This window comes from Streptomyces sp. NPDC111507, assembly GCF_055638955.1.
Genome location: NZ_JBVKBU010000008.1, coordinates 338,007 through 358,107, shown reverse-complemented (window position 1 = coordinate 358,107; position 20,101 = coordinate 338,007). Strand labels below are relative to the sequence as shown.

Sequence of the window (20,101 nt, the reverse complement as noted above, 5' to 3'; positions counted from 1 at the left end):
TTTCAATAGCCTCACCGAAACTGATCTCCTCCGAAGGGAATCCCTGTGAGAACTCCCCACGCCGGTGCTGCCGCGGCGGTCGCGGCCCTGCTGGTACTCGCCCTCCCCGGTGTGGCACGGGCCGCGCCACAGCCGTCCAGAACCGCTCTGTCACGCGCCGTGGACCTGAAGACGGACAACAAGGTCGACCCGGTCGGCGTCGACGACCGTGCGCCCCTGCTCTCCTGGCGGCTGGACGGCTCGAGTCGTTCCGTGGGGCGGCAGGTCGCCTATGAGATCAGGGCAGCCCACTCGGCGGACGCGCTACGGCGAGGCGAGGCAGACATCTGGCGGACGGGCAAGGTCGCGTCCGGGTCATCCGCCAACATCCCCTTCGCCGGCGCGCTCACGGCACGGGAGACGGTCGCCTGGCAGGTCCGTGTGTGGGACGACGTCGGTCGCGCCTCGGAGTGGAGCTCTCCGGCCACCTTCGAGATGGGCCTGCTGAACGCTTCGGACTGGTCTGCCCGCTGGATCGAGAACTCCTCCTACGACTACACGCGACCCGACGGCGCCGTGTCGCCGTTGCCTGTCTTCGGCAAGTCGTTCAGCCTGCACCGCAAGGTGGCGAAGGCCCGGCTGTACATGACCGGTCTGGGCATGTACGCCACCACGCTCAACGGGAAGCCTGTCAGCGCGAACGTGCTGGAGCCCGGACAGACAACGTACTCGGCCGAGGTCGACTACCGCACCTACGACCTCACCCGCCAACTGCGGCAAGGCACCAACACGTTGGGGATCGAGACGGGCAGCGGCGCCTACCAGCGCGTCAAGACGCCCGGTCACTACTTCTTCGGCGGCAGCCTGGAGACGTACACCGTCTACGGTGAGCCGAAGGCGATCGCCCAGCTGGAGATCACCTACACCGACGGGCACCGCGAGACCATCAAGACGGACACCTCCTGGCACACGGCCCTCGGGCCGACCACCTATTCGTCCTGGTGGAGCGGCGAGGAGTACGACGCACGCCGGTCCGCGACCGCTCCCACCGCCGCGGCCGAGCTGGACGGGCCGGACTGGCGGAACGCGTCTCTGGTCGAGCTCACCGCCACCACGACCCCACGGGACACCACGCCATTGCGGGCCGACCCGCGGCCCCCGGTCACGGTCGCCCAGACGCTCAAGCCGGTGTCCATCACACCGGACGGCAAGGGGGCGTACATCCTCGACTTCGGTGCCAACCGTTCCGGGTGGCCGAACGCGAGAGTGTCCGGTCCCGCCGGGACCACGATCTCCATGATTCCGGCGGAGAAGCTCAACGCCGACGGGACACTGGACATCTCCTCCACCGGGGCGACGGCGACGAATCAGATCGCCTACCGCTACACCCTCTCCGGCCACGGCACGGAGACCTGGCACCCGCGCTTCACCTACAGCGGATTCCGCTACCTGAAGGTCGACGGCCTGCCCGCAGCCCCGAAGGCCGACACCGTCACCATGCAGGTGGTCCACGCCTCCAACCCCCGCGCCAGCGACTTCACCTCGTCGAGCCAGATCATCAACGAGATCCACGCCATCACCCTGCGGGCGACGCAGAGCAACATGATGTCGGTGCTCACCGACTGCCCGGACCGTGAGAAGGGCCCCTACACCGGTGACAACCTCCACAACATCGACGCCCTGCTCACCGACTACGACCTGTCCTCCTACGAGCCGCAGTTGGTGCGCAACATGGCCACCGCGCAGCGGCAACCCGGCGATGACTCACCGGGGCTGATCGCGAACATCGCACCAGAGTTCCACCGGGTCGCCCCCGTCAAGATCCCACGTCCGCAGGGGACCATCGAGTTCCTCGACGAGGTCAACTGGGGCGGAGCCGTCATCCGCATCCCCTGGCAGCTCTACAAGACCTATGGCGACACCCGGACCATGGCGCTGTACTACGACAACATGGTCAAGTGGCTCGACTACGAGGCGGCCAACAAGGCCGCGAACAATGGTGACATCCCGGGCCTCGGCGACTGGTCCGCCACCGACAACTCCACACCCATGCAACTCGCGATCCTCGCAGGCCACTACACCGCCGCCCACGACATGGCTCAGATCGCGGGAGTACTGGGCAAGAAGGCGGACCAGGACAGGTACAGCGAACTCGCCGCGACCCTGGCTGCCGACTTCACCACGAGGTTCCGCCACGAGGATGCCAAGGGTGTCTTCTACGGCAGCGACAGCGAGACCTCCAACGCGATGGCCCTGGACGCCGGCCTGGTCCCCGCATCCGACCGGCAGCAGGTGCTCGACCGGCTGGTCGCCTCCGTCCGCGCGGCCGGTGACCACATCACCAGCGGTTCGGTCGGTCTCGGGCCGCTCTTCCGGGCCCTGCACGCGGGCGGACGCGACGACGTCATCTTCGACATGGTCGTGAACCCCACCTCGCCCGGTTACGGTTACCTCGTCGCCAGCGGCCACACCACCCTCTCCGAGGCCCTCGACGGCTCCGGCTCGCAGAACCACCACTTCCTCGGCCAGGTCGATGCCTGGCTCATCAACGGGCCCGCCGGCATCAATCAGGCGCCTGGATCGGTCGGCTACCGCCAGTTGGAGATAGCCCCCGCCGTCGTCGGGGACCTCACCCACGCCTCCGGCGTCTACCGAACTCCTCAAGGGCTGGTGGCCAGCGCCTGGCGGAAGGACAGCCGGGGCAGGCTCACCCTGCAGATCACCGTCCCCGTTGGCAGCACGGCAGTTGTCCGAGTGCCCGCACATACGCATGACCGCGTCACCGCCAACGGCTCCCAACGGCCGTCGGCTGAGGACCGGACCGCCTCCACAGCCGTCTATCGAGTCTCCGCGGGCAGTTACACCTTCACCGTACGCTGAGCCTCCGCCTCGCTCGGTGCGTCTGGCGGAGCCTTCCCCAGCCCGGTCGGCGCTGCGTCCCGTGGCGTGACGCCGACCGGGCGGCGCGGAACTCGTCCGGGCCGGGGGACACCCCTTTTCCCTACTCGATCGTGGTCGTACAACTGCACAGATTCCGCCGAGAGTTGACCGACGCCTGCGTGAGACCCCGTGACAGGCTTCGGCATACAGCGGTCAACCGATGAAAGGACTCGATGTGTCGAGCGCGCCCGAGAGGGGCAACACGATCAGCAACCCCGTGATCCCGGGATTCCACCCCGACCCGAGCATCTGCCGGGCGGGCGAGGACTACTACCTCGCATGCTCCAGCTTCGAGTACTTCCCCGGCATACCCGTCTTCCACAGCCGAGACCTGGTGCACTGGACCCAGATCGGCAACGCCCTCGACCGGCCGAGTCAACTGCGCCTGCCGCCCGACACCACCTCTTCCGGCGGGCTCTACGCGCCCACCCTGCGCTACCACGACGGCCGCTTCTGGCTGATCGTCACGAACGTCAGTGGCGACGGCAATGTACTGTTCACGGCCACCGACCCGGCCGGCCCCTGGTCCGATCCGATCCGGCTGCCCGGGGTCCACGGCATCGACCCGGACCTCGCCTGGGACGATGCCGGCAGTTGCTGGTGCACCGTCGCGGGGGTCAGCCAGGTCCGCATCGATCCGCACACGGGGGAGACCTTCGGTGAGCCGCGGCGCCTCTGGTCCGGCACACCTGGCGCCAAAGCTCCGGAGGCGCCGCATCTCCACCGCGTCGGCGACTACTGGTACCTGCTCATCGCCGAGGGCGGCACCGAGCGCTGCCACGGCGTCTCGATCGCCCGCGGCCGCACCCCCAACGGGCCGTTCGAACCCTGCCCGGCCAACCCGATCCTGACGCACCGCGGCACCGAGCATCCCATCCAGAACACCGGCCACGGGGACCTGGTACAGGGGCCGGACGGCTCATGGTGGATGGTGTTCCTCGGAGTCCGACCGCGCGGTGGCACACCCGGCTGGCATGTACTGGGCCGCGAGACGTTCCTGGCTCCGGTGACCTGGGTCGACGACTGGCCGGTCGTCGGCGAGGTGTCACTCGCCATGTCCTCGCCCCCGTGGCCGCTTCACGAGCCTGCCGTCGTACCGCTCCGCGACGACTTCGACCTCAGCGAACTCGCCCACGGCTGGATCTCGTTGCGCTCCCGGCCGACGGAGAACTGCACCACGAAGGAACGGGCCGGCTGGCTGAGCCTGCGCGCCCGCGGCGCATCGCTGGACGATCCCGAGGTAACGTTCGTCGGCCGCCGTCAGCAGCATCTTTCCTGCCGTACGCGCGTCCTGGTCGACCCGGCCCAAGGACGCGGGGGCCTGACCGTCCGTCTCGACGAGCAGCACCACTACGAGGTCGAGGCGATGCCGGGCCAGGTGCAGGTCCTTGCCCGCATCGGCCCTCTGCGATCGATCGTGGCGTCCCGTCCGACGGCGGGCGGCCCGGTGACGCTCAGGATCGAGGTGGCCGCCACCCAGGAGGTCACCGACGCGCGCCAGGGGCCGGACACCATCTCGCTCGGCGTCGAGGATGTGGAGGGCACGTTCGTCGAGCTTGCCTCGCTCGACGGCCGGTACCTGTCCACCGAGGTCGCCGGCGGCTTCACCGGCCGGGTCATCGGTGTGTACGCCGCGGCCGGAACCGTCCATTTCGACTGGTTCGACCACGCGCGGCTCGAGGACTGACGTGTGACCGTCCGGCTCTCGGCCGAAGCGGCTCGGGCGGGAGTCGGCACATCCCACTCGGCAACGTACCGAACAGTGACTCGCCGATCGGTACGTGTCCGAGCTGGTCGCGAGGTCTGCCGAACCACCCACTCATCACTCGATGGCCGGACTTTCTCCCAGCGCCCGTTCGCTGCGACGCAGAGGGCGCGATTTTTCCGTGCTGGCCCGCGCCGAAGGCGCCGTAGGGCCTCGGGGGCGACGTCCAGCTGCAAGGGGCGGAGGAGGGCGTCGGCGCGATGTTCCGCAAGCTGCCCTTCGTCATTCTGGTGCCGGCCGCCGGGGTGTTTCTCACGGGCACCCCCGCAATGCGTCATCGGGGGCCTGTTGTGCGAGACGGCGGTCCATCTGGGCGTCAGGGTGTCTCACGCGGGCCTGCTGATCACATGATGACGATCATGCGGCCCGGCGAAGACTGAACGGGGGACCGAAGCGGGGGAAGGCCACGGAGGGCCTTCCCCCGCTTCGTCCTTACGCGGCCCGCTTCGGCCCGGACCGGAAGGGAGCGTCTGTTGGAGATGGGGGTTCGGCCTGGAGGCGCGGTGTGAAACCGCATCAGCGCCCCGGCGCTCTGAGTGGTGGCGGGCGCTCGCGCCTGCTGTCAGCGTGCGGGCCGGGTGTCGTGGGGCCGGCCGAGTCGGATCATGGCTCGGTAAAGGGCGGTGGGTGCGGGCGCGTCGGCCAGTGGGGGGATGGCGGTGCCGGGGGTGGCGTAGGAGCGGAGCATGTGGCCGACGAGGCGGCGCCAGGTGTCGGGGGCGGCGTCTGCGGTGGCGGCGACGACGCCGGCGTTGGCCATGAGCAGGATGACGAGATCCTCTGAGACGAAGTCGTCGCGCAGGTGGCCGGTGGCCTTGGCGCGGTCGATGAGTTCGAGGAAGCCGTTGTACGCCTCGGTGCGGCGGGCCTCGAGGGTTTTGGCAGCGGGGAAGGTCATGGTCAGGACGTCGGCGAAGCCGCGGTCGGCGGCCTGCATGGCGCAGACGGCCTGGATGTAGCGGGTGAAGCCGTGCCAGGGGTCGGTGTCGGTGAGGGCTTCGGTGACGGCGATGGCGTAGGCGTCCATGCGGTCGGCGAAGACCGCGTTGATGAGGTCTTCGCGGGTGGCGAAGCGGCGGGAGAGAGTGGCCTTGCCGACGCCGGCCTCGCGGGCGACGGAGGCCATCGAGGCGCCGAGCCCTTCGGTGGCGTAGAGGCGGCGGGCGGCGGCGAGGATGAGGTCGCGGTTGCGTTCGGCGTCGGCGCGCAGTCCCGGTTCGGGTTGCCTGCCTGGGGTTTCGTCGGGGGCTGCGGATGCGGTCATACCCCCATCCTAGCGAAGTGGAACAGGCGGCCCACTTGAGGTGTTACCTTGTGGCGGGAAGCGGGAAGCCCGTTCCACTTATGTGAAGGTGATGGTCATGCGTGCTGTAACCCTGGATTCCGTTCCTGCCACCCCGGTTGTGGGCGAGGTGGAGCTGCCGCGCCCGGAGGCCGGCGAACTCCTGGTAAAGGTGGCTGTCTCCTCCGTGAACGGCTTCGACGCGGCGACCGCGGCCGGCTACCTGCAAGGAGCGATGGAGCACCGCTTCCCGCTGGTGGTGGGCAAGGACTTCGCGGGCACCGTCGAGGCCCTCGGTGAGGGCGTGGAGGGCTTCGCGGTCGGTGACGCGGTCTTCGGTGTGGTGATGAAGCCGTTCCTGGGCACCGGCTCGCTGGCCGAGTACGTCACCGTGCCCGCCGGCTACGGCGTCGCGGCGATCCCGGAGGGTGTGGACGTGCGGGACGCGGGCGCGCTGGGGCTGGCCGGGACGGCGGCGCGGGACAGTGTCGACGCGGTGGCTCCTCAGCGGGGCGAGACGCTGCTGGTGTCCGGTGCCACCGGTGGCGTGGGCGCTCTGGCCGTGCAGATCGCCGCCGCGCGGGGCGCGAAGGTGATCGCCACCGCTCGCCCCGGCGCGGAGGCCGACTTCGTCACCGCGCTGACGGATACCGAGGTCCACCTGGTCGACTTCACCGGTGACCTCGCGGCCCAGGTCCGCACGCTCGCCCCGGGCGGGGTGGACGCGGTGCTGCACCTGGCGGGCGACGGCGCCCAGCTCGCGGGCCTGCTGCGGCCGGGCGGCCGCATCGCCTCGACCCTCGGCTTCGGCCCCGACGCCGTCGAGGAGCTGGACGTCACCGCGTACTCGGTGATGGCCGACGCGAACACGCAGACCCTCGCCGTCCTGGCAGCCGAGGTCGCCTCCGGCGCGCTGCGCGTCCCGGTGACCGCCACCTACGCCCTGGAGCAGGCCCCGGAGGCCTTCGCCGCGTTCGGCGTCGGGGCGCTCGGCAAGCTCGCGGTCACCTGCTGCTGACCTGCCCGCACCACCCCATTCCCACCGCCACCTTCCGACCAATCGCATTCGCACCTCTCACGGAAGAGACCTGATCATGCCCACTCTCGCCATCGTCGGCGCCGGCCCCGGCATGGGCCTGGCCATCGCCCGCACCTTCGGCACCCGCGGCTTCGACGTCGCGCTGCTCGCCCGCACCCCGCAGAAGCTCGACGACCTCGTCGCGCAGCTCGGGCAGGAGGGAATCACGGCCGCCGCGTTCCCCGCGGACGTGCTGGACCGCCCGTCCCTGACCACCGCCCTGGACGCCGTCCGTGCCCGCTTCGGCCCGATCGATGTTCTGGAGTACTCCCCGGCGCCGCACTCCCCGGTGCCCGGCTTCACCATGGCCCCGCCCAGCGAGGTCACGGTCGACAACCTTCAGCCACAGATCGAGTACACCTTCTACGGCGCGGTCACCGCCGCCCGCGCGGTGCTGCCCGCGATGCGCGCGGCCGGAGCGGGGACGCTGCTGTTCACCACCGGCGGCGGCTCGATCCATCCGGTCCCCATGTTCGGCAACGTCAACGCCGTAGGCGGCGCCCTGCGCAACTGGGTGCTCAACCTGCACAACGAACTGGCCGGCAGCGGTGTCCTCGCCGCGCACGTGGCGATCAGCACGTGGATCGGCGAGGGCGGCCCCGAGGGCATTCCCTCGGCCACCCCCGAGCAGATCGCGCCGCTGTACTGGGACCTGCACGAACGCCGTGACCAGGCCGAGATCGTCTTCAACGGCTAGGGGTCGGCCAGGGGCTGTCCGGCCGATCACGGTGGAGGGAAGCAGCGGGGCCGGGAACCAGGCTCGCCACCATCCGTCTCGCACTGCTGAAGGACGGTGCTCAACTCCGCCCGGCCGGGTCCCGTCCGGGCCGCCCGAGGCGGAGCTGAATCGTCTGGGGGTCGAATCCACCGCCGCGTGAAGCGCCGACATACGACGGTTCAGGGACGCAGGAGCGTCTTGATGGCGCGGCGTTCGTCCATGGCCTGGTAGCCCTCGGCGGCCCGGTCGAGAGGCAGGGCGAGGTCGAAGACACGGCCGGGGTTGATGCGGCCGGTCATGACACGGTCGATGAGGTCGGGCAGGAATCGGCGCACGGGGGCGGGGCCGCCCTGGACGGCGACGTGGGAGTAGAACAGGGCCGCGCCGTCGATCTGGACACCGTGGGGGACGCCGGCGATGCCGACGCCGCCGCCGGGGCGGGTGGAGTTCAGGGCCTGCCGGGTGGACTGCGCGGTGCCGACGCATTCCAGGACGCGCCCGGCGCCGATGCCGCCGGTCATGTCCTTGATGCGGGCCACGCCCTCCTCGCCGCGTTCGGCGACGATGTCGGTGGCACCGAACTCACGGGCCAGTTTCTGGCGGCTTTCGTGGCGGGACATCGCGATGATGCGTTCGGCGCCGAGTTCGCGGGCGGCCAGGACTGCTGAGAGTCCGACGGCTCCGTCGCCGACGACTGCGACCGTGTCGCCGCGCTGCACGCCGGCGGCCATGGCGGCCCACCAGCCGGTGCCCATCACGTCGGAGCAGGCCAGCAGGTCGGGCACCTGTGCGTCGGTGGGCAGTTCGGGGGTGGCCACGAGGGTGCCGTCCGCCCACGGGATGCGGATGTACTCGGCCTGGCAGCCGCCGACGAACTCGCGGTGGAGGCAGTTGCTCGGGTAGCCGTTTCGGCAGTGGGGGCAGGTGCCGTCGCCGGCGAAGAAGGAGCCGACGACGAACTGGCCCGGCCGCACCGTGGCCACCTGGTCGCCGACTTCCTCGACAAGGCCGACGTACTCGTGCCCCATGGGGGCGGGGTCCTTGGCGGGGTTGATACCGCGGTAGTCCCACAGGTCGGAACCGCACACGCAGGTGGCGAAAGTGCGGATCACAGCGTCGGTGGGCTTGAGGATCTTCGGGCTGTCGCGTTCCTCGACGCGCACGTCCTTGGGGCCGTAGAGGATGGCTCCACGCATGGCGATGCTCCTTGCTGGTGTTCGCGGGTGGCTCAAAGGGCGTGCGTACGGGGGCCGCCGTATTCGGCGTCGGTGACGTGGTCGAGCCAGCTGACGTCGTCGCCTTCCCACAGGGCGATGTGGGTCATGAAGTGGTCGGGGGCGGCGCCGTGCCAGTGCTCCTCGTCCGGCGGGGTCCAGATGACCTGGCCCGGGTGGGCTTCGAGGATGTTTCCGCCGCGGGACTGGATCAGGGCGATCCCGGAGACGATGTAGAGGGTCTGGCCCACGCCGTGGGAATGCCAGGCGGTACGGGCGCCGGGCGCGAAGTTCACCGCGTTCACCCGCGCGTGCGACGGTTCTTCACCGCGGTAGATGACATCGGCCCAGGCGTCGCCAGTGAAGTTCGCCTCCGGCAGCTTGCGGGTGGCGGGCCGCTTCAACAGCTCCATGAGATGGCTCCTTGTCGGGTGGGCCGCGCGGGGTGCGCGGCGGTTCGGCGGGTCGAGCTGACCGGGCGGGTCAACTCCTGAAGAGGTCCTTGGCGACGGCCATGGCGGACATGGCGTGAGGCCAGCCGGTGTAGAAGGCGAGGTGCGTGATGGCCTCTGTCAGCTCGGCTTCGCTGACCCCGTTGTCCTTGGCCCGGCCGAGGTGGTGGCGCAGCTGCTCGGTACTGCCGCTGGTGACCAGGCTCGCCACCGTGATCAGCGAGCGGTCGCGGGCGGCGAGGCCGGGGCGCTGCCACACCTCGCCGAACAGGACGTCGTCAGTGAAGTGCACGAGCTGCGGGGCGAAGTCGCCGAACATCCGGGCGGCGCCTGAGGGTTCGTTAATGGCCACGGTCTGCTCCTTTCGTCGGGCCGGCCCGCCCTGCCCAGCCATGGCGGGGCGGTCGCGGTATCGGCTGAGGGGGAATGGGGGTGTCCTGGTGTGTGTGACCGGCGTCCGGTCACGGCCGGACGGCGAGATCACTCGCCGGTGCGGGCGCCCATGCGCGGGGCAGTCAGGGCCGCCAGGAGCGCGATGGCGGCGGCCAGCGCGAGGCTGATGCGCAGGCCGTGCTGGAAACCGGCCGGGGCGGAGATCAGTGCGCCGAAGACGGCCACGGCCAGGGCGCCGCCGATCTGGCGGCTGGTGTTGAACACCCCGCTGGCAGTGCCCGTCTGCTCGGCGGGCACATGCTCGAGGAGCAGGGCGGTGGTCGGGGGCATCACCAGCGGGCCGGCCATGCCGACGGGGATCAGCAGCAGCGCGCTTCCCCAGACCGGCACCGAGGCGGGTACCAGCGCGAGGGCGAGGGAACCGGCCGCGATCAGGATCAGCCCGGCGATGACCGGAACCCGGGGCCCGGTGCGCTCGGCGATCCGCGCGGAGAACGGGGTCAGGACGGCGCTGAGCAGCATCATGGGCAAGAACGCGATCCCGGCGCCCAGCGCGGACAGGCCGTGCTGCTGCTGGAAGTACAGGGAGAACAGGAACGGCAGGCCGTAGAAGCCGACCATGAACGCGAACCCGATACCGGTGGCGACGAGCACGGTCCGGGAGCGAAACAGGGCGAGCGGCACCATCGGGTGGGTCACCTTGGCCTGCGCGGTCACGAACCCGGCCAGCGCGACGATCGCGATGCCGAGCGAGACCAGTACCTGTGGCGCGGTGATTCCGGCGTCACCGGCCTCGATCGCCCCGAAGGTGAGCCCGCCCATCGCGAGGACAGCGGTGATCTGCCCGATCCAGTCGAACGGCGCGGGCCTGGTCGGCGAGTGCTGGGTGCGGGACAGCAGCACCAGGGTCAGGATGCCGGCCGGCAGATTGATCCAGAAGATCGTCCGCCAGGAGACCAGGCTCAGCAGACCGCCGAACACCGGGCCCGCGGCGGCAGCCACGGCGCCGCCCATCGCCCACACGCCCACCGCGCGCGCTCGGCGGGCCGGGTCGGGGAACGCCTGGCGCACCAGCGCCATCGAGGTCGGCATGGTCACCGCGGCACCGATGCCCTGCACCACCCGAGCGGCGATGAGCACCGGCAGCGACGGGGCCAGTCCGCACACCACCGACGCGACGATGAACAGGCTCAGGCCGCCGGCGAACGCGCGGCGCGCCCCGATCCGGTCCGAGAGGGCGCCCGCGGACAGCAACAGCGCGGCGAACATCAGCGTGTAGGCGTCGACCACCCACTGAAGGCCGGTGATCCCGCCGCCCAGCGCGTCACGGATCGAGGGCAGAGCGACGTTCACGATCGTCGCGTCCAGGGTGATCACGAAGAAGCCGAGGACGGCGGCGGCCAGCGTCGCTGTGGCTCGCCGGTCCGTCTCGGGCGCGCCCGCTTCCGACGACCGGTGCCGTGAAGCAGTGAGAGACATGGCGGTAGGTGATCCTTCCGTGCGAGGGGCCTGATGCCGGGCTTGCTGGCCCGGTCACACGTTCACGGAATCATGAACCCCATCTGACCTGGGAGTTCTTGTCAGGAGGGGTACTGGCAGGGACCCCCCGACCCGGGGGCTGTCCTACGCTGAAGCCGTGCCAGCCGATCCCGTCCGTGAGGACATCAGCAAGTTCCTCACCAGCCGCCGCGCCCGCCTCACCCCGACGAAAGCCGGTCTGCCCGACTTCGGCGGACGGCGCCAGGTCAGCGGCCTGCGGCGCTCAGAGGTCGCCCAGCTCGCCACGATCAGCGTCGAGTACTACACCCGCCTCGAGCGCGGCAATGTCCGTGGTGTCTCCGAGGAGATCCTCGACAGCCTCGCCACCGCCCTCCAGCTCGACGACGTGGAACGCGCCCACCTGGCCGCCCTCGTGCGCGCCGCCAACGCCCCGCACCGCACCACCGACCGCGACGGCGGCACCTCGCATGTGCGCGCCAGCCTTCAGCAGATCCTCGACGCCATGACCGGCGCCGCCGCCTTCGTCCGCAACGCCCATCTCGACATCCTCGCCACCAACCAACTCGCCCGCGCCCTGTACGCGGACGCACTGGACACCACCGGGCAGCCACCCAACCTGGCCCGCTTCGTCTTCGGCGACCCCCGCGCCCGCCGCTTCTACCGCGACTGGGACGGCATCGCCCACGACGCCGTCGGCAGCCTGCGCACCGAAGCCGCCCGCACCCCCGGCAACACCGACCTTGCGGACCTCATCGACGAACTCGCCACCCACAGCGCCGAGTTCGCCATGCGCTGGGATGCGCACGACGTCGAGTACTACCGCAGCGGCCAACAACGCTTCCACCACCACACCGTCGGCGACCTCGACCTCGACTACGACGCCCTCGAAATTCCTGCCGACCCCGGACTGACGATCGTCACCTACACCGTCGCCCCCGCCTCGCCTTGTACCTCCGCGTTCCTCCGGCTGCGGCAACACAGCCCGGTCTCCGCTGAGGAATCGAGCTCGAGGACAAGCAGCAGCCCGTCTTGAGCCCCCGGCAACAGCCTGCCGCCGGATCTGAGGAAGTGACACGCGCGTGAGACAAGGGCGCCCTGACACGACCTCAGACAGCCGGCGAGCACCGGCCGGAGGATGAGTGCCGTGTCGTCGGCGGCCGTCGCCACGTCTTTGAGAGCTCTGACAGGCCTGTCGGTTGTCATTTCCAGCTCGGTGCCGACAGCTGCGCGAAGTCGCTGATCCGGTGTTCCGAGCGGGACCGCAGGATTGCTCGCCCCCCGAGAACTGCTGAAGTCGGCGCTCAACGCGGACGGGTAGGGACGCTGATGCGCCCCAGAACGGTTCAAGAGAGCCTCAACCGGCCGGCGCACCAAAGACCAGCATCAGCTGGCCGGGATCGGTGAGCAACAGGCGGGCGACCCGGTGAGGGGGCAGGGCCGGGCCTCGACAGTCCGGCGGGATCCACGGCGCGCCGCGCGTGCACGCCGTCCTCGAACGCGGAGGCGTGTCCGTGGGCCGCAAGCGGGTCCAGCGACTGATGCGCGACGCCGATCTCGCGGGCCTCAGCCCGCGCCGAGGGTTCCACCCGTCGCGGGCCGAAGGCCCGCAGGGACGCCGGCATGGTCCCGTCCTCGCTGAAGTACGCCCTGACCATCCGCGAGGTCGAGCCCGACCGGCTCATCCACCATGCCGACCACCGCTGACCGCGCGTTGGTGCGCGCCACCGCTGGGGTCGTGGACCGCACCGGCAACCCGCGTGAACCAGTTCGGTGACCCGAAGCGTGCCTGGCGTACGGCTATGGTCGGGACCCTCATGTCAGGGCGGTGTGACAAGGCCTGTCTCGTACGCGAAGACGACGGCCTGTGCGCGGGCACGCACACCGATCTTGGCGAGGATGCTGCTCACATGCGTCTTCACCGTGGTCTGGGCGATGGACAGTCGTTCGGCGATCTCCGTGTTGCTCCAGCCGGAGGCCAGGGCGGTCAGCACTTCGCGTTCCCGCACGGTGAGATGAGAGAGCTGACGGCTGCGTTCCGGGCAGTCGGCCGGGGTCCGCGCGCGGACGGCGTCGATGAGTCTGCGCGTCAGCTGGGGAGAAAGGACGGAGCCTCCGAGAGCGACGATGTGGATGGCCGCCGTCAACTGCTCAGGGAGGGCATCCCTGGCGAGGATCCCGCCGACGCCGACGCGCAGGGCGGCGCAGGCGTACTCGTCGGCGTGGTCGGCGATGAGGACGAGTACCCGAGGATGGTTCCGGTTCCCAGGGTCGGGGCCGACCGCCTCGGGGAGGGTGCCGGGTCCGGCGATACGGCGTATCGCCTGAAGGCTGTTCTCATCGGGTGGGCCCATGTCCATGAGGACGATGTCGGGGCGGAGGTTCTGGGCGGCTCGGACGGCCGCGGCGCCGTCGGTCGCCTCACCGACGACCGTGAGGCCGGGTTCGGCTTCCAGGAGGAGGCGAAGGCCAAGACGCTGCAGAGCCTGATCGTTGACGATGAGTACGGTGGTCATGCGGGGGTTCTCCAAGCGGGCGGGGAGAGGAGAAATGTCTGTCTCGCCGACGGCCGGGCGTGGCGCCCCGGGCCGGGCAGCAGGGTGTCAGCCGCTCTGCCGGGTCGCAGGGTGGGCGCGTTGACCGGCCCCGGGAGGATCGGTCGTCGGCGTTCGGAGCGGGACGGGAAGGCGTGGAGGGGTCGGGCGAAAGACCCGGCCGCTGATCGTGGGCGCACGGACCGCGACCGAGCCCTTCACCCGCACCGGCTGCCTGTCCCCACGGGCGTCGGCGCGGACCGGGTGCGCTCCGCTCGCGCGCGCCCGGGGTCTTGAGCGGTGGTGCGGTGCGTTCAGCTCTTGAGTGCGTGCAGGACGGCGGTGGCCATGCCCCGTTCGCCGCGTTCGTTCGGGTGGACGACCGCTGCCGGGCTGCTGGGTCTGAGGGGCTCGATCCAGCGGGTGGCCGCTGTTGAGCAGGCGTCGTGGCCGAGGGACGGGGTGAAGGTGTCGACGTACCGTGCCCCGGCGGCATTCGCCCGGTCGCGGAGCATGGTGTTCAGTTGTTGTTCCTTCTGGTGCAGGAACGTCACGTCGCCGGATGCGAGTGGCATTTCGTCTCCGCAGCCGACGTCCTTGGCAGGCAGGATCGCCGGGTAGCCGACGACAAAGATCCGAGCCCCGGGCGCCCGTTCCTTGATCGCGGTCAGGGTTCGGGCCAGCCGGTCGCCCGCCGTGTCGATCTTCTGCGCCACCTTGTCGGTTTCGCCGGAGGAGTACTTCTCTTTGCAGGGAGCCTTGTCCGAGATGTCGGCGATCTTGTCGGCCATCTTGAAGAGGACTCCCGTGGTGACGCACTTGGTGATCATCGAGCTGAATCCGATGTCGTTGCCGCCGACGCCGAGGGTGACCAGGCGCGTGGTGGCGGACAGCGCGGAGAGCTGTGCGGGGTTGGTGCCGTTGTCGGTGGACTGGGCGGAGGTGAGGTCGGCGATGGTGGCGCCGCTGCAGCTGACGTCGCGGAAGTCGGCCGCCTTGATGCGCAACTCCTTCGCCACGAGGGCCGGGTAGTTGCGACCGGAGCGGTCACAGCCGACCGGATCACCGGTCTGGGGAGGGATCTTGGGGCCTGAGGTGTACGAGTCGCCGAGGGAGACGTACGGCCCTTTGGGAGGGTTTTTGTCGTCATCACTGTGGGAGTTCTGTCCGATGCTGACGGCGGTGACGAGTACGCCGCACGCCAGGACCACGCCTGTGCCGGTTCGTGCCAACGGTCCCATTGCTGTGTCCTGTTCTTGATCGCGGATGCTCGACTGGGGTGTGCCGAGGAGGGTTGGCTTCGGGGACGTGTGGGTGAACGCGGGGCGGGGGAGACGGAGCGGCCGTCAGGCGGTTTCGGTGAGCGGGGTGGATCGGTTCAGGCAGGTCGCACGAGTCCGGTGTCGTAGGCGAAGATCACGGCCTGGACGCGGTCGCGGGCGTCGATCTTGGTGAGGATGCGGCTGATGTGGGACTTGACGGTGGATTCGGCGACATGGAAGCGATCGGCGATCTCTGCGTTGGTCCAGCCGCTGGCGATGGCGGTGAGGACCTCGCGTTCGCGTTCGGTCAGGTCGGCGAGCCTGCGCTGCTGTTGAGGGGAGTGGCCGGGCAGGCGGTCACCGAAGGTGTCGATGAGTTTGCGGGTGAGGCCGGGGGAGATGACGGCGTCGCCGGCGGCGACCGCGCGGACACCGGCGACGAGTTCTTCGGGCTGGGCGTCCTTGAGGAGGAAGCCGCTGGCGCCGGCGCGCAGGGCGTCGTAGGCGTACTCGTCGAGGTCGAAGGTGGTCAGCACCAGGATGCGGGAGCGGCCGCCGGCCTCGACGATGCGGCGGGTGGCTTCGATGCCGTCCATGCCAGGCATGCGTACGTCCATCAGCACGACGTCGGGCCTGAGTTCGGCAGCCGTGCGGACTGCTTCGCTGCCGTTGGTGGCCTCGCCGATGACGGTCATGTCGCTCTGGGCCTCCAGGAGCATGCTGAAGCCCATGCGCTGCAGGGCCTGGTCGTCGACGATGAGGACAGTGGTCATGCGGGGTGCTTCTCCGGAAGGTCGGTGGGCGGGTTGGGGATGAGGAGGGCACGGACGGTCCAGCCGCCGCGGGCGTTGGGTCCTGCGGTGACGTTGCCCTGGTAGAGGGCGGCGCGTTCGCGCATGCCTACCAGCCCCCGGCCGCCGCCCGCGCGCCGGTGGCGGCTCCTGTCCGGGGCACGGGCGGGACCGGTGTCCTCGACGGTGACGTGCACGGCTTCGGGACCGGCCGCGAGGGACACATGGACCGAGGTGTCGGGTGCGGCGTATTTGACGGTGTTGGTCAGGGCCTCCTGGACGATGCGGTAGACGGAGAGCTGGAGACCCGAGGGCAGGTCGGGGACGTTGCCGTGGGCTTCGAAGGTGACGGTGGGGCCGGCGGCGCGGACGCGTTCCAGCAGGGCGTCCAGGTCGGTCAGGCCCGGCTGCGGGGCGAGCGGGGTGTGCTGGGGCCGGTCCTTGCCCCCGTGGTCGTCGTCGCCGATGACGGCGAGCAGGCGGCGCAGTTCGGCAAGGGCGTCGCGGCCGCTGGCGCTGATGATGCGCAGCGTCTGAGCACCGCGTTCGGGTTTGGTCTCGGCGAGGGCGGCCGCGCCGTCGGCGAGTCCGACGATGACGGCGAGGGTGTGGCCCAGGATGTCGTGCATCTCGCGGGAGACGCGGGCGCGTTCCTGCGCGGTGGCGAGGCGGGCCTGCTGGTCGCGTTGTTTCTTCAGGGCAGCGATGTAGGCGTGCGCCAGCCGGGCGAGCAGGCCGAGTGCGGCGAACGCCACCACGGCGGTCATCGCCAGCAAGGTCACCGGCTCCGGACGGGTGGCGTGTGCGAGTTGCCCGCCGTGCACGAAGATGGTGAACCAGGCCACCAACTGTATGAGGGTGATGCCGACGGCGAGAGCCACTTGGCGCGGGGTGCAGTAGCGGCCGACGTTGAAGAGGGCCACGATGCGTGCGGACTCGGCGCCGGTGAGTACGCCCAGGGGGAGCGCCGCCACGGAGGCGGCGGTGGTGAGGGCGAAGACCAGCATGGGTCGGCGTTCCCGCCACAGGAGCGGGACGCCGAAGGCTACGAGGAGTGCCACCTGTCCCGCGATGTCGCCGACGTTGGAAGGGTTGAGGAAGGACGTGAGGCCGAGTGCGGCGCAGAACGCCGGGACGCCCCAGTGCCGGATCCGGGGATGGGCCTGGTCGGTCCTCCGCAGCGCGGCCAGCCGAGAGATGACCGATACGATCACGCGCTGCTCGGGATCGACGGCCAGGGTTTCCAGGGTCCACCGTTCGTCGCGGCGAGGGTCGGGAGCGGGGGCGCTCGGTGCGGTCACGGGTGGCCCTTCACGGTGTCGGAGGCCGCCCGCCGGCCTCGGGGGAACGGGGCGGCGGGCGGGGCTGGGGAGACGGCCGGGTGGGAGTCGGCCGCTCTGTCGGCGGTCGTGCGGCAGCTGTTGCTGCGGCTGATTCCGTCAGTTCTTCCAGGGCAGTTTCTTACGCAACTTGCTCACCATCCCGGTTGGCGACCCCGTCGTGTCGTTGGTGTCGGCGTTGCGTGCGCGGCGCTGCCTGAGTCCGGACACTCCCCCTACCCTCCCGTGGTGAGGCCGGGGAAGCGGCGACGTGACCGCGGCCCTGTCCGTGTCAGCGGAGCCGGAGCCGGCCTCGGAGGCGTTGAGGCCGCTGAAGACGGGCGGGGCACTGTGACTCTCCGAACCTGCTTGGCCACCGGCAGCCACGCCCGCGAATGCGGGTTCAGGTGAGGTGCTCGCCTGCTCGGCAGCCAGGGCATGGCGCAGCTTCTCGCCCTCGACGTCCACGTTGGGCATGGCGCGGTCGAGCCACCTGGGCAGGGCCCAGGCTCGGTGGCCCATCAGTGCCATGACGGCGGGGACGATGGTCATACGGACCACGAAGGCGTCGAAGAACACGGCGGAGGCGAGGCCGAGGCCGATGGACTTGATCAGTGCCGCGTCGTCGAGGAGGAAGCCGGAGAACACGGAGATCATGATGACGGCGGCAGCGGTGACCACGCGGGCGCTGTGCCGGAAGCCCTGGACGATGGCCTTGGTGGGTTCGGCTCCGTGGACGTACTCCTCGCGCATGCGGGTGACGAGGAAGACCTCGTAGTCCATGGCGAGTCCGAAGACGACGCCGATCAGCAGGATGGGAAGGAGGCTGACGATGGGGCCTGTCTGGTCGATGCCGAAGACGTCCTTCAGCCAGCCCCACTGGAAGACCGCGACCAGCAGGCCGAGGGTGGCGACCACGCTGAGCAGGAAGCCGAGGGCTGCCTTCAGCGGGACCAGGATCGAGCGGAAGACGAGCAGCAGCAGGATCAGGGCCATGCCGACGACGATGGACAGATAGGGGAGGAGGGCCTGGCCGAGCTTCGTGGAGACGTCGACGTTGACCGCGGTGAATCCGGTGACCATCAGGTCGGCGCCGGTGTCCTGGCGCAGGGCCGCACTTTGGTCGCGGATGTCGGTGACCAGGTCCTTGGTCGCCTGGCTGCTGGGAGCACTCTGGGGAATGGCGCCGATCAGGGCCACGTCGCCGGCCTCGTTGAAGGCCGCTCCACGGACACTGGCGATGTCGTCCAACTTGCCCAGCATCGTGGTGGCTTGCTTGGCGGCGGCCTTGGGGTCGTCGCTGCCCCGGGCGTCGACGACGACCGTCAGCGGTCCGTTGAAGCCCGGTCCGAAGCCTTCGCTGAGGGTGTCGTAGGAGACGCGCTGGGTGCTGCCCGGAGGCTTCATGGAGCCGTCGGGCAAGGCCAGCCGCAGCGACATGGCGGGCAGGGCCAGCAGGGCCAGGCCGACCACGGAGACGGCGAGGACCTTGACCGGGTTGCGCGTCACGAACTGCGCCCAGCGCACGCCCATTCCATCGCCCTCGCCGCGCTCCAGCGCCTTCATGCGGCGGCTCAGCAGCTTGCCCTTCATGATCCGCATACCGGCGAAGCCGAGGACGGCGGGCAGCAGGGTCAGCGCGATCACCACGGCGACGGCGACGGCGAAGGCGGAAGCCAGGCCCATGGAGGTGAGCGACGCGATGCCGATGACGCTCAGACCGCTCAGTGCGACGATCACGGTCAGGCCCGCGAAGACGACCGCCGAGCCCGCCGTGCCCAGGGCGCGTCCTGCGGCCTCCTCCGGTTCGTGGCCGTCCTGGATCTCGTTGCGGTAGCGGGAGACGATGAACAGGGCGTAGTCGATGGCCACCGCCAGACCCAGCATCAGCGCCAGCGTGGAGGCCGTGGACGCCATGTCCCAGAACTGGGTGGCGATGGTGATCGAGAGGACAGCCGCTCCCACGCCCATGATCGCCGTGAGCAGAGGCAGTCCGGCCGCGATCAGCGAACCGAAGGTGATCACCAGGACGACGGCGGCGACCGCGAGGCCGAGCAACTCTGCCAGCTTGCTGGAGGCCTTGTCCTGGACGGCGTTGCCGCCCATGCTCACCGTCAGGCCGGTCTTCTCGCCCTGGGTGACGACGTCGGTCTGAACCCCATGTGCTGCGGCACTGACGTCGGCCTGGGCGACCTTGTACGTGACCTGGGTGTAGGCGATGGTGCCGGACTTGCTGACCTGACCGTTGGTGAAGGGGTCGGAGACGCTTGACACCTGCGGCGACTTCGCCAGCTTCGCCACCAAGGCCTGGACCTCGGTCTTGTGGGCGCCGGAGGTCAGCTTCTGCCCGCCGGGTGCTTCGAACACCACCTGCGCGGTGGCGCCGGAGGCGGATGCCTGCGGGAACTCCTTCTGCAGGAGGTCGATCGCCTTCTGCGACTGGGTACCGGGAAGGCTCAGGCCCTCCGAGGTGGTGCCGGTGGAGCTCATGGCGCCTATGCCGATGGCGGCGAGGACGGCGATCCACAACATCAGGACAAGGCGTCGTCGCCGGAATGTCAGCCGGCCGAGCCGATAGAGGAAGGTGGCCACGGATTACTCCCACCAGGAGATAGAGATCATTACGTGAGCGGGGGCCTGACGGACCCTTGATCTCAAGCTATGAGCGCGTTTCCGTGTCTCCTGCCTCCTGCGGGACACAATCCGCGGGAGTTCGCTTAGTACCGCAGTACTAGTGGCTCTCATCCTCGGAGCGCGGCGGTCGGCAACGTAGCTGGTCAGCGAGGGGCGGTGGGCAGGACACGGCCGTAGGCGCGGGCGCGGACGTGGGCCTTGGCGTTGTCATCGAGCGAGTGGTCCGCGATGTGGTCGCTCATC

The 20,101-nt window shown here is 69.9% G+C and carries 15 protein-coding genes and 1 pseudogene; 6 read left to right on the top strand and 10 right to left on the bottom strand.

Going from position 1 to position 20,101, the window contains the following annotated elements:
* Positions 1-45: 45 nt before the first annotated feature.
* Together ACZ7M2_RS31000 and ACZ7M2_RS30995 are read left to right on the top strand one after the other, a co-directional pair.
* Positions 46-2,859, top strand: coding sequence for a family 78 glycoside hydrolase catalytic domain (locus tag ACZ7M2_RS31000; RefSeq protein WP_471598105.1), 2,814 nt, complete (start codon positions 46-48; stop codon positions 2,857-2,859).
* 235 nt (positions 2,860-3,094) lie between these two features.
* Positions 3,095-4,606 carry a glycoside hydrolase family 43 protein gene (locus ACZ7M2_RS30995; protein ID WP_471598104.1) on the top strand — a complete coding sequence of 504 codons (1,512 nt, stop codon included), beginning with the start codon at positions 3,095-3,097 and terminating at the stop codon, positions 4,604-4,606.
* Positions 4,607-5,246: 640 nt separating this feature from the next.
* Here ACZ7M2_RS30995 and ACZ7M2_RS30990 read toward each other — a convergent pair.
* The gene (locus ACZ7M2_RS30990; RefSeq protein WP_471598103.1) at positions 5,247-5,948 is read right to left on the bottom strand and encodes a TetR/AcrR family transcriptional regulator; all 702 of its coding nucleotides are present in this window, start codon (positions 5,946-5,948) and stop codon (positions 5,247-5,249) included.
* A 97-nt stretch (positions 5,949-6,045) separates the two neighbouring features.
* On the opposite strand from ACZ7M2_RS30990, the gene ACZ7M2_RS30985 reads away from it, so the two are divergent.
* A complete protein-coding gene (locus ACZ7M2_RS30985; RefSeq protein ID WP_471598102.1) occupies positions 6,046-6,984 on the top strand; it encodes an NADP-dependent oxidoreductase in 939 nt (312 codons plus the stop codon).
* Positions 6,985-7,060: 76 nt separating this feature from the next.
* Positions 7,061-7,741 (top strand): SDR family NAD(P)-dependent oxidoreductase, encoded by a 681-nt coding sequence (locus tag ACZ7M2_RS30980; protein ID WP_471598101.1) that lies wholly within the window; start codon positions 7,061-7,063, stop codon positions 7,739-7,741.
* 200 nt (positions 7,742-7,941) lie between these two features.
* Here the strand turns inward: ACZ7M2_RS30980 and ACZ7M2_RS30975 are convergent, their stop codons facing one another.
* From ACZ7M2_RS30975 to ACZ7M2_RS30960, 4 genes are all read right to left on the bottom strand, one after another.
* Positions 7,942-8,958: a zinc-dependent alcohol dehydrogenase family protein gene (locus ACZ7M2_RS30975; protein WP_471598100.1), complete on the bottom strand. Its 1,017-nt coding sequence runs from the start codon at positions 8,956-8,958 to the stop codon at positions 7,942-7,944.
* A 32-nt stretch (positions 8,959-8,990) separates the two neighbouring features.
* On the bottom strand, positions 8,991-9,389 hold the full coding sequence (locus ACZ7M2_RS30970) for a (R)-mandelonitrile lyase (RefSeq protein ID WP_471598099.1): 399 nt from the start codon (positions 9,387-9,389) through the stop codon (positions 8,991-8,993).
* A 70-nt stretch (positions 9,390-9,459) separates the two neighbouring features.
* A complete protein-coding gene (locus ACZ7M2_RS30965) occupies positions 9,460-9,747 on the bottom strand; it encodes a carboxymuconolactone decarboxylase family protein (RefSeq protein ID WP_471598166.1) in 288 nt (95 codons plus the stop codon).
* Positions 9,748-9,908: 161 nt separating this feature from the next.
* Entirely contained in the window at positions 9,909-11,300 is a 1,392-nt protein-coding gene (locus ACZ7M2_RS30960) for an MFS transporter (RefSeq protein ID WP_471598098.1), read from the bottom strand.
* 157 nt (positions 11,301-11,457) lie between these two features.
* Here ACZ7M2_RS30960 and ACZ7M2_RS30955 point away from each other — a divergent pair, with 157 nt between their 5' ends.
* Together ACZ7M2_RS30955 and ACZ7M2_RS30950 are read left to right on the top strand one after the other, a co-directional pair.
* A complete protein-coding gene (locus ACZ7M2_RS30955) occupies positions 11,458-12,354 on the top strand; it encodes a helix-turn-helix transcriptional regulator (protein ID WP_471598097.1) in 897 nt (298 codons plus the stop codon).
* A 427-nt stretch (positions 12,355-12,781) separates the two neighbouring features.
* A pseudogene (locus tag ACZ7M2_RS30950) lies at positions 12,782-12,886 on the top strand (IS3 family transposase); the annotation flags it as partial.
* Positions 12,887-13,138: 252 nt separating this feature from the next.
* Here the strand turns inward: ACZ7M2_RS30950 and ACZ7M2_RS30945 are convergent.
* The 5 genes from ACZ7M2_RS30945 to ACZ7M2_RS30925 all read right to left on the bottom strand — a co-directional run bounded on the left by ACZ7M2_RS30945 (position 13,139) and on the right by ACZ7M2_RS30925 (position 19,816).
* Entirely contained in the window at positions 13,139-13,834 is a 696-nt protein-coding gene (locus ACZ7M2_RS30945; RefSeq protein WP_471598096.1) for a LuxR C-terminal-related transcriptional regulator, read from the bottom strand.
* Between the two features lie 332 nt (positions 13,835-14,166).
* Positions 14,167-15,093, bottom strand: a complete 927-nt coding sequence (locus tag ACZ7M2_RS30940; protein ID WP_471598095.1) for an SGNH/GDSL hydrolase family protein — start codon at positions 15,091-15,093, stop codon at positions 14,167-14,169.
* Positions 15,094-15,230: 137 nt separating this feature from the next.
* Positions 15,231-15,887: a response regulator gene (locus ACZ7M2_RS30935; protein ID WP_471598094.1), complete on the bottom strand. Its 657-nt coding sequence runs from the start codon at positions 15,885-15,887 to the stop codon at positions 15,231-15,233.
* Positions 15,884-17,206: a sensor histidine kinase gene (locus tag ACZ7M2_RS30930; RefSeq protein ID WP_471598093.1), complete on the bottom strand. Its 1,323-nt coding sequence runs from the start codon at positions 17,204-17,206 to the stop codon at positions 15,884-15,886. The genes ACZ7M2_RS30935 and ACZ7M2_RS30930 overlap by 4 nt, the downstream gene beginning before the upstream one ends.
* 138 nt (positions 17,207-17,344) lie before the next feature.
* Entirely contained in the window at positions 17,345-19,816 is a 2,472-nt protein-coding gene (locus ACZ7M2_RS30925) for an MMPL family transporter (protein WP_471598092.1), read from the bottom strand.
* Positions 19,817-20,101: the final 285 nt, after the last annotated feature.

Coding starts and splice junctions, on each gene's coding strand:
- ACZ7M2_RS30940 (WP_471598095.1), bottom strand. CDS start 15,093: ATGGGACCGTTGGCACGAACCGGCACAGGCGTGGTCCTGGCGTGCGGC.
- ACZ7M2_RS30960 (WP_471598098.1), bottom strand. CDS start 11,300: ATGTCTCTCACTGCTTCACGGCACCGGTCGTCGGAAGCGGGCGCGCCC.
- ACZ7M2_RS30935 (WP_471598094.1), bottom strand. CDS start 15,887: ATGACCACTGTCCTCATCGTCGACGACCAGGCCCTGCAGCGCATGGGC.
- ACZ7M2_RS30985 (WP_471598102.1), top strand. CDS start 6,046: ATGCGTGCTGTAACCCTGGATTCCGTTCCTGCCACCCCGGTTGTGGGC.
- ACZ7M2_RS30990 (WP_471598103.1), bottom strand. CDS start 5,948: ATGACCGCATCCGCAGCCCCCGACGAAACCCCAGGCAGGCAACCCGAA.
- ACZ7M2_RS30970 (WP_471598099.1), bottom strand. CDS start 9,389: ATGGAGCTGTTGAAGCGGCCCGCCACCCGCAAGCTGCCGGAGGCGAAC.
- ACZ7M2_RS30965 (WP_471598166.1), bottom strand. CDS start 9,747: ATGTTCGGCGACTTCGCCCCGCAGCTCGTGCACTTCACTGACGACGTC.
- ACZ7M2_RS30945 (WP_471598096.1), bottom strand. CDS start 13,834: ATGACCACCGTACTCATCGTCAACGATCAGGCTCTGCAGCGTCTTGGC.
- ACZ7M2_RS30980 (WP_471598101.1), top strand. CDS start 7,061: ATGCCCACTCTCGCCATCGTCGGCGCCGGCCCCGGCATGGGCCTGGCC.
- ACZ7M2_RS30975 (WP_471598100.1), bottom strand. CDS start 8,958: ATGCGTGGAGCCATCCTCTACGGCCCCAAGGACGTGCGCGTCGAGGAA.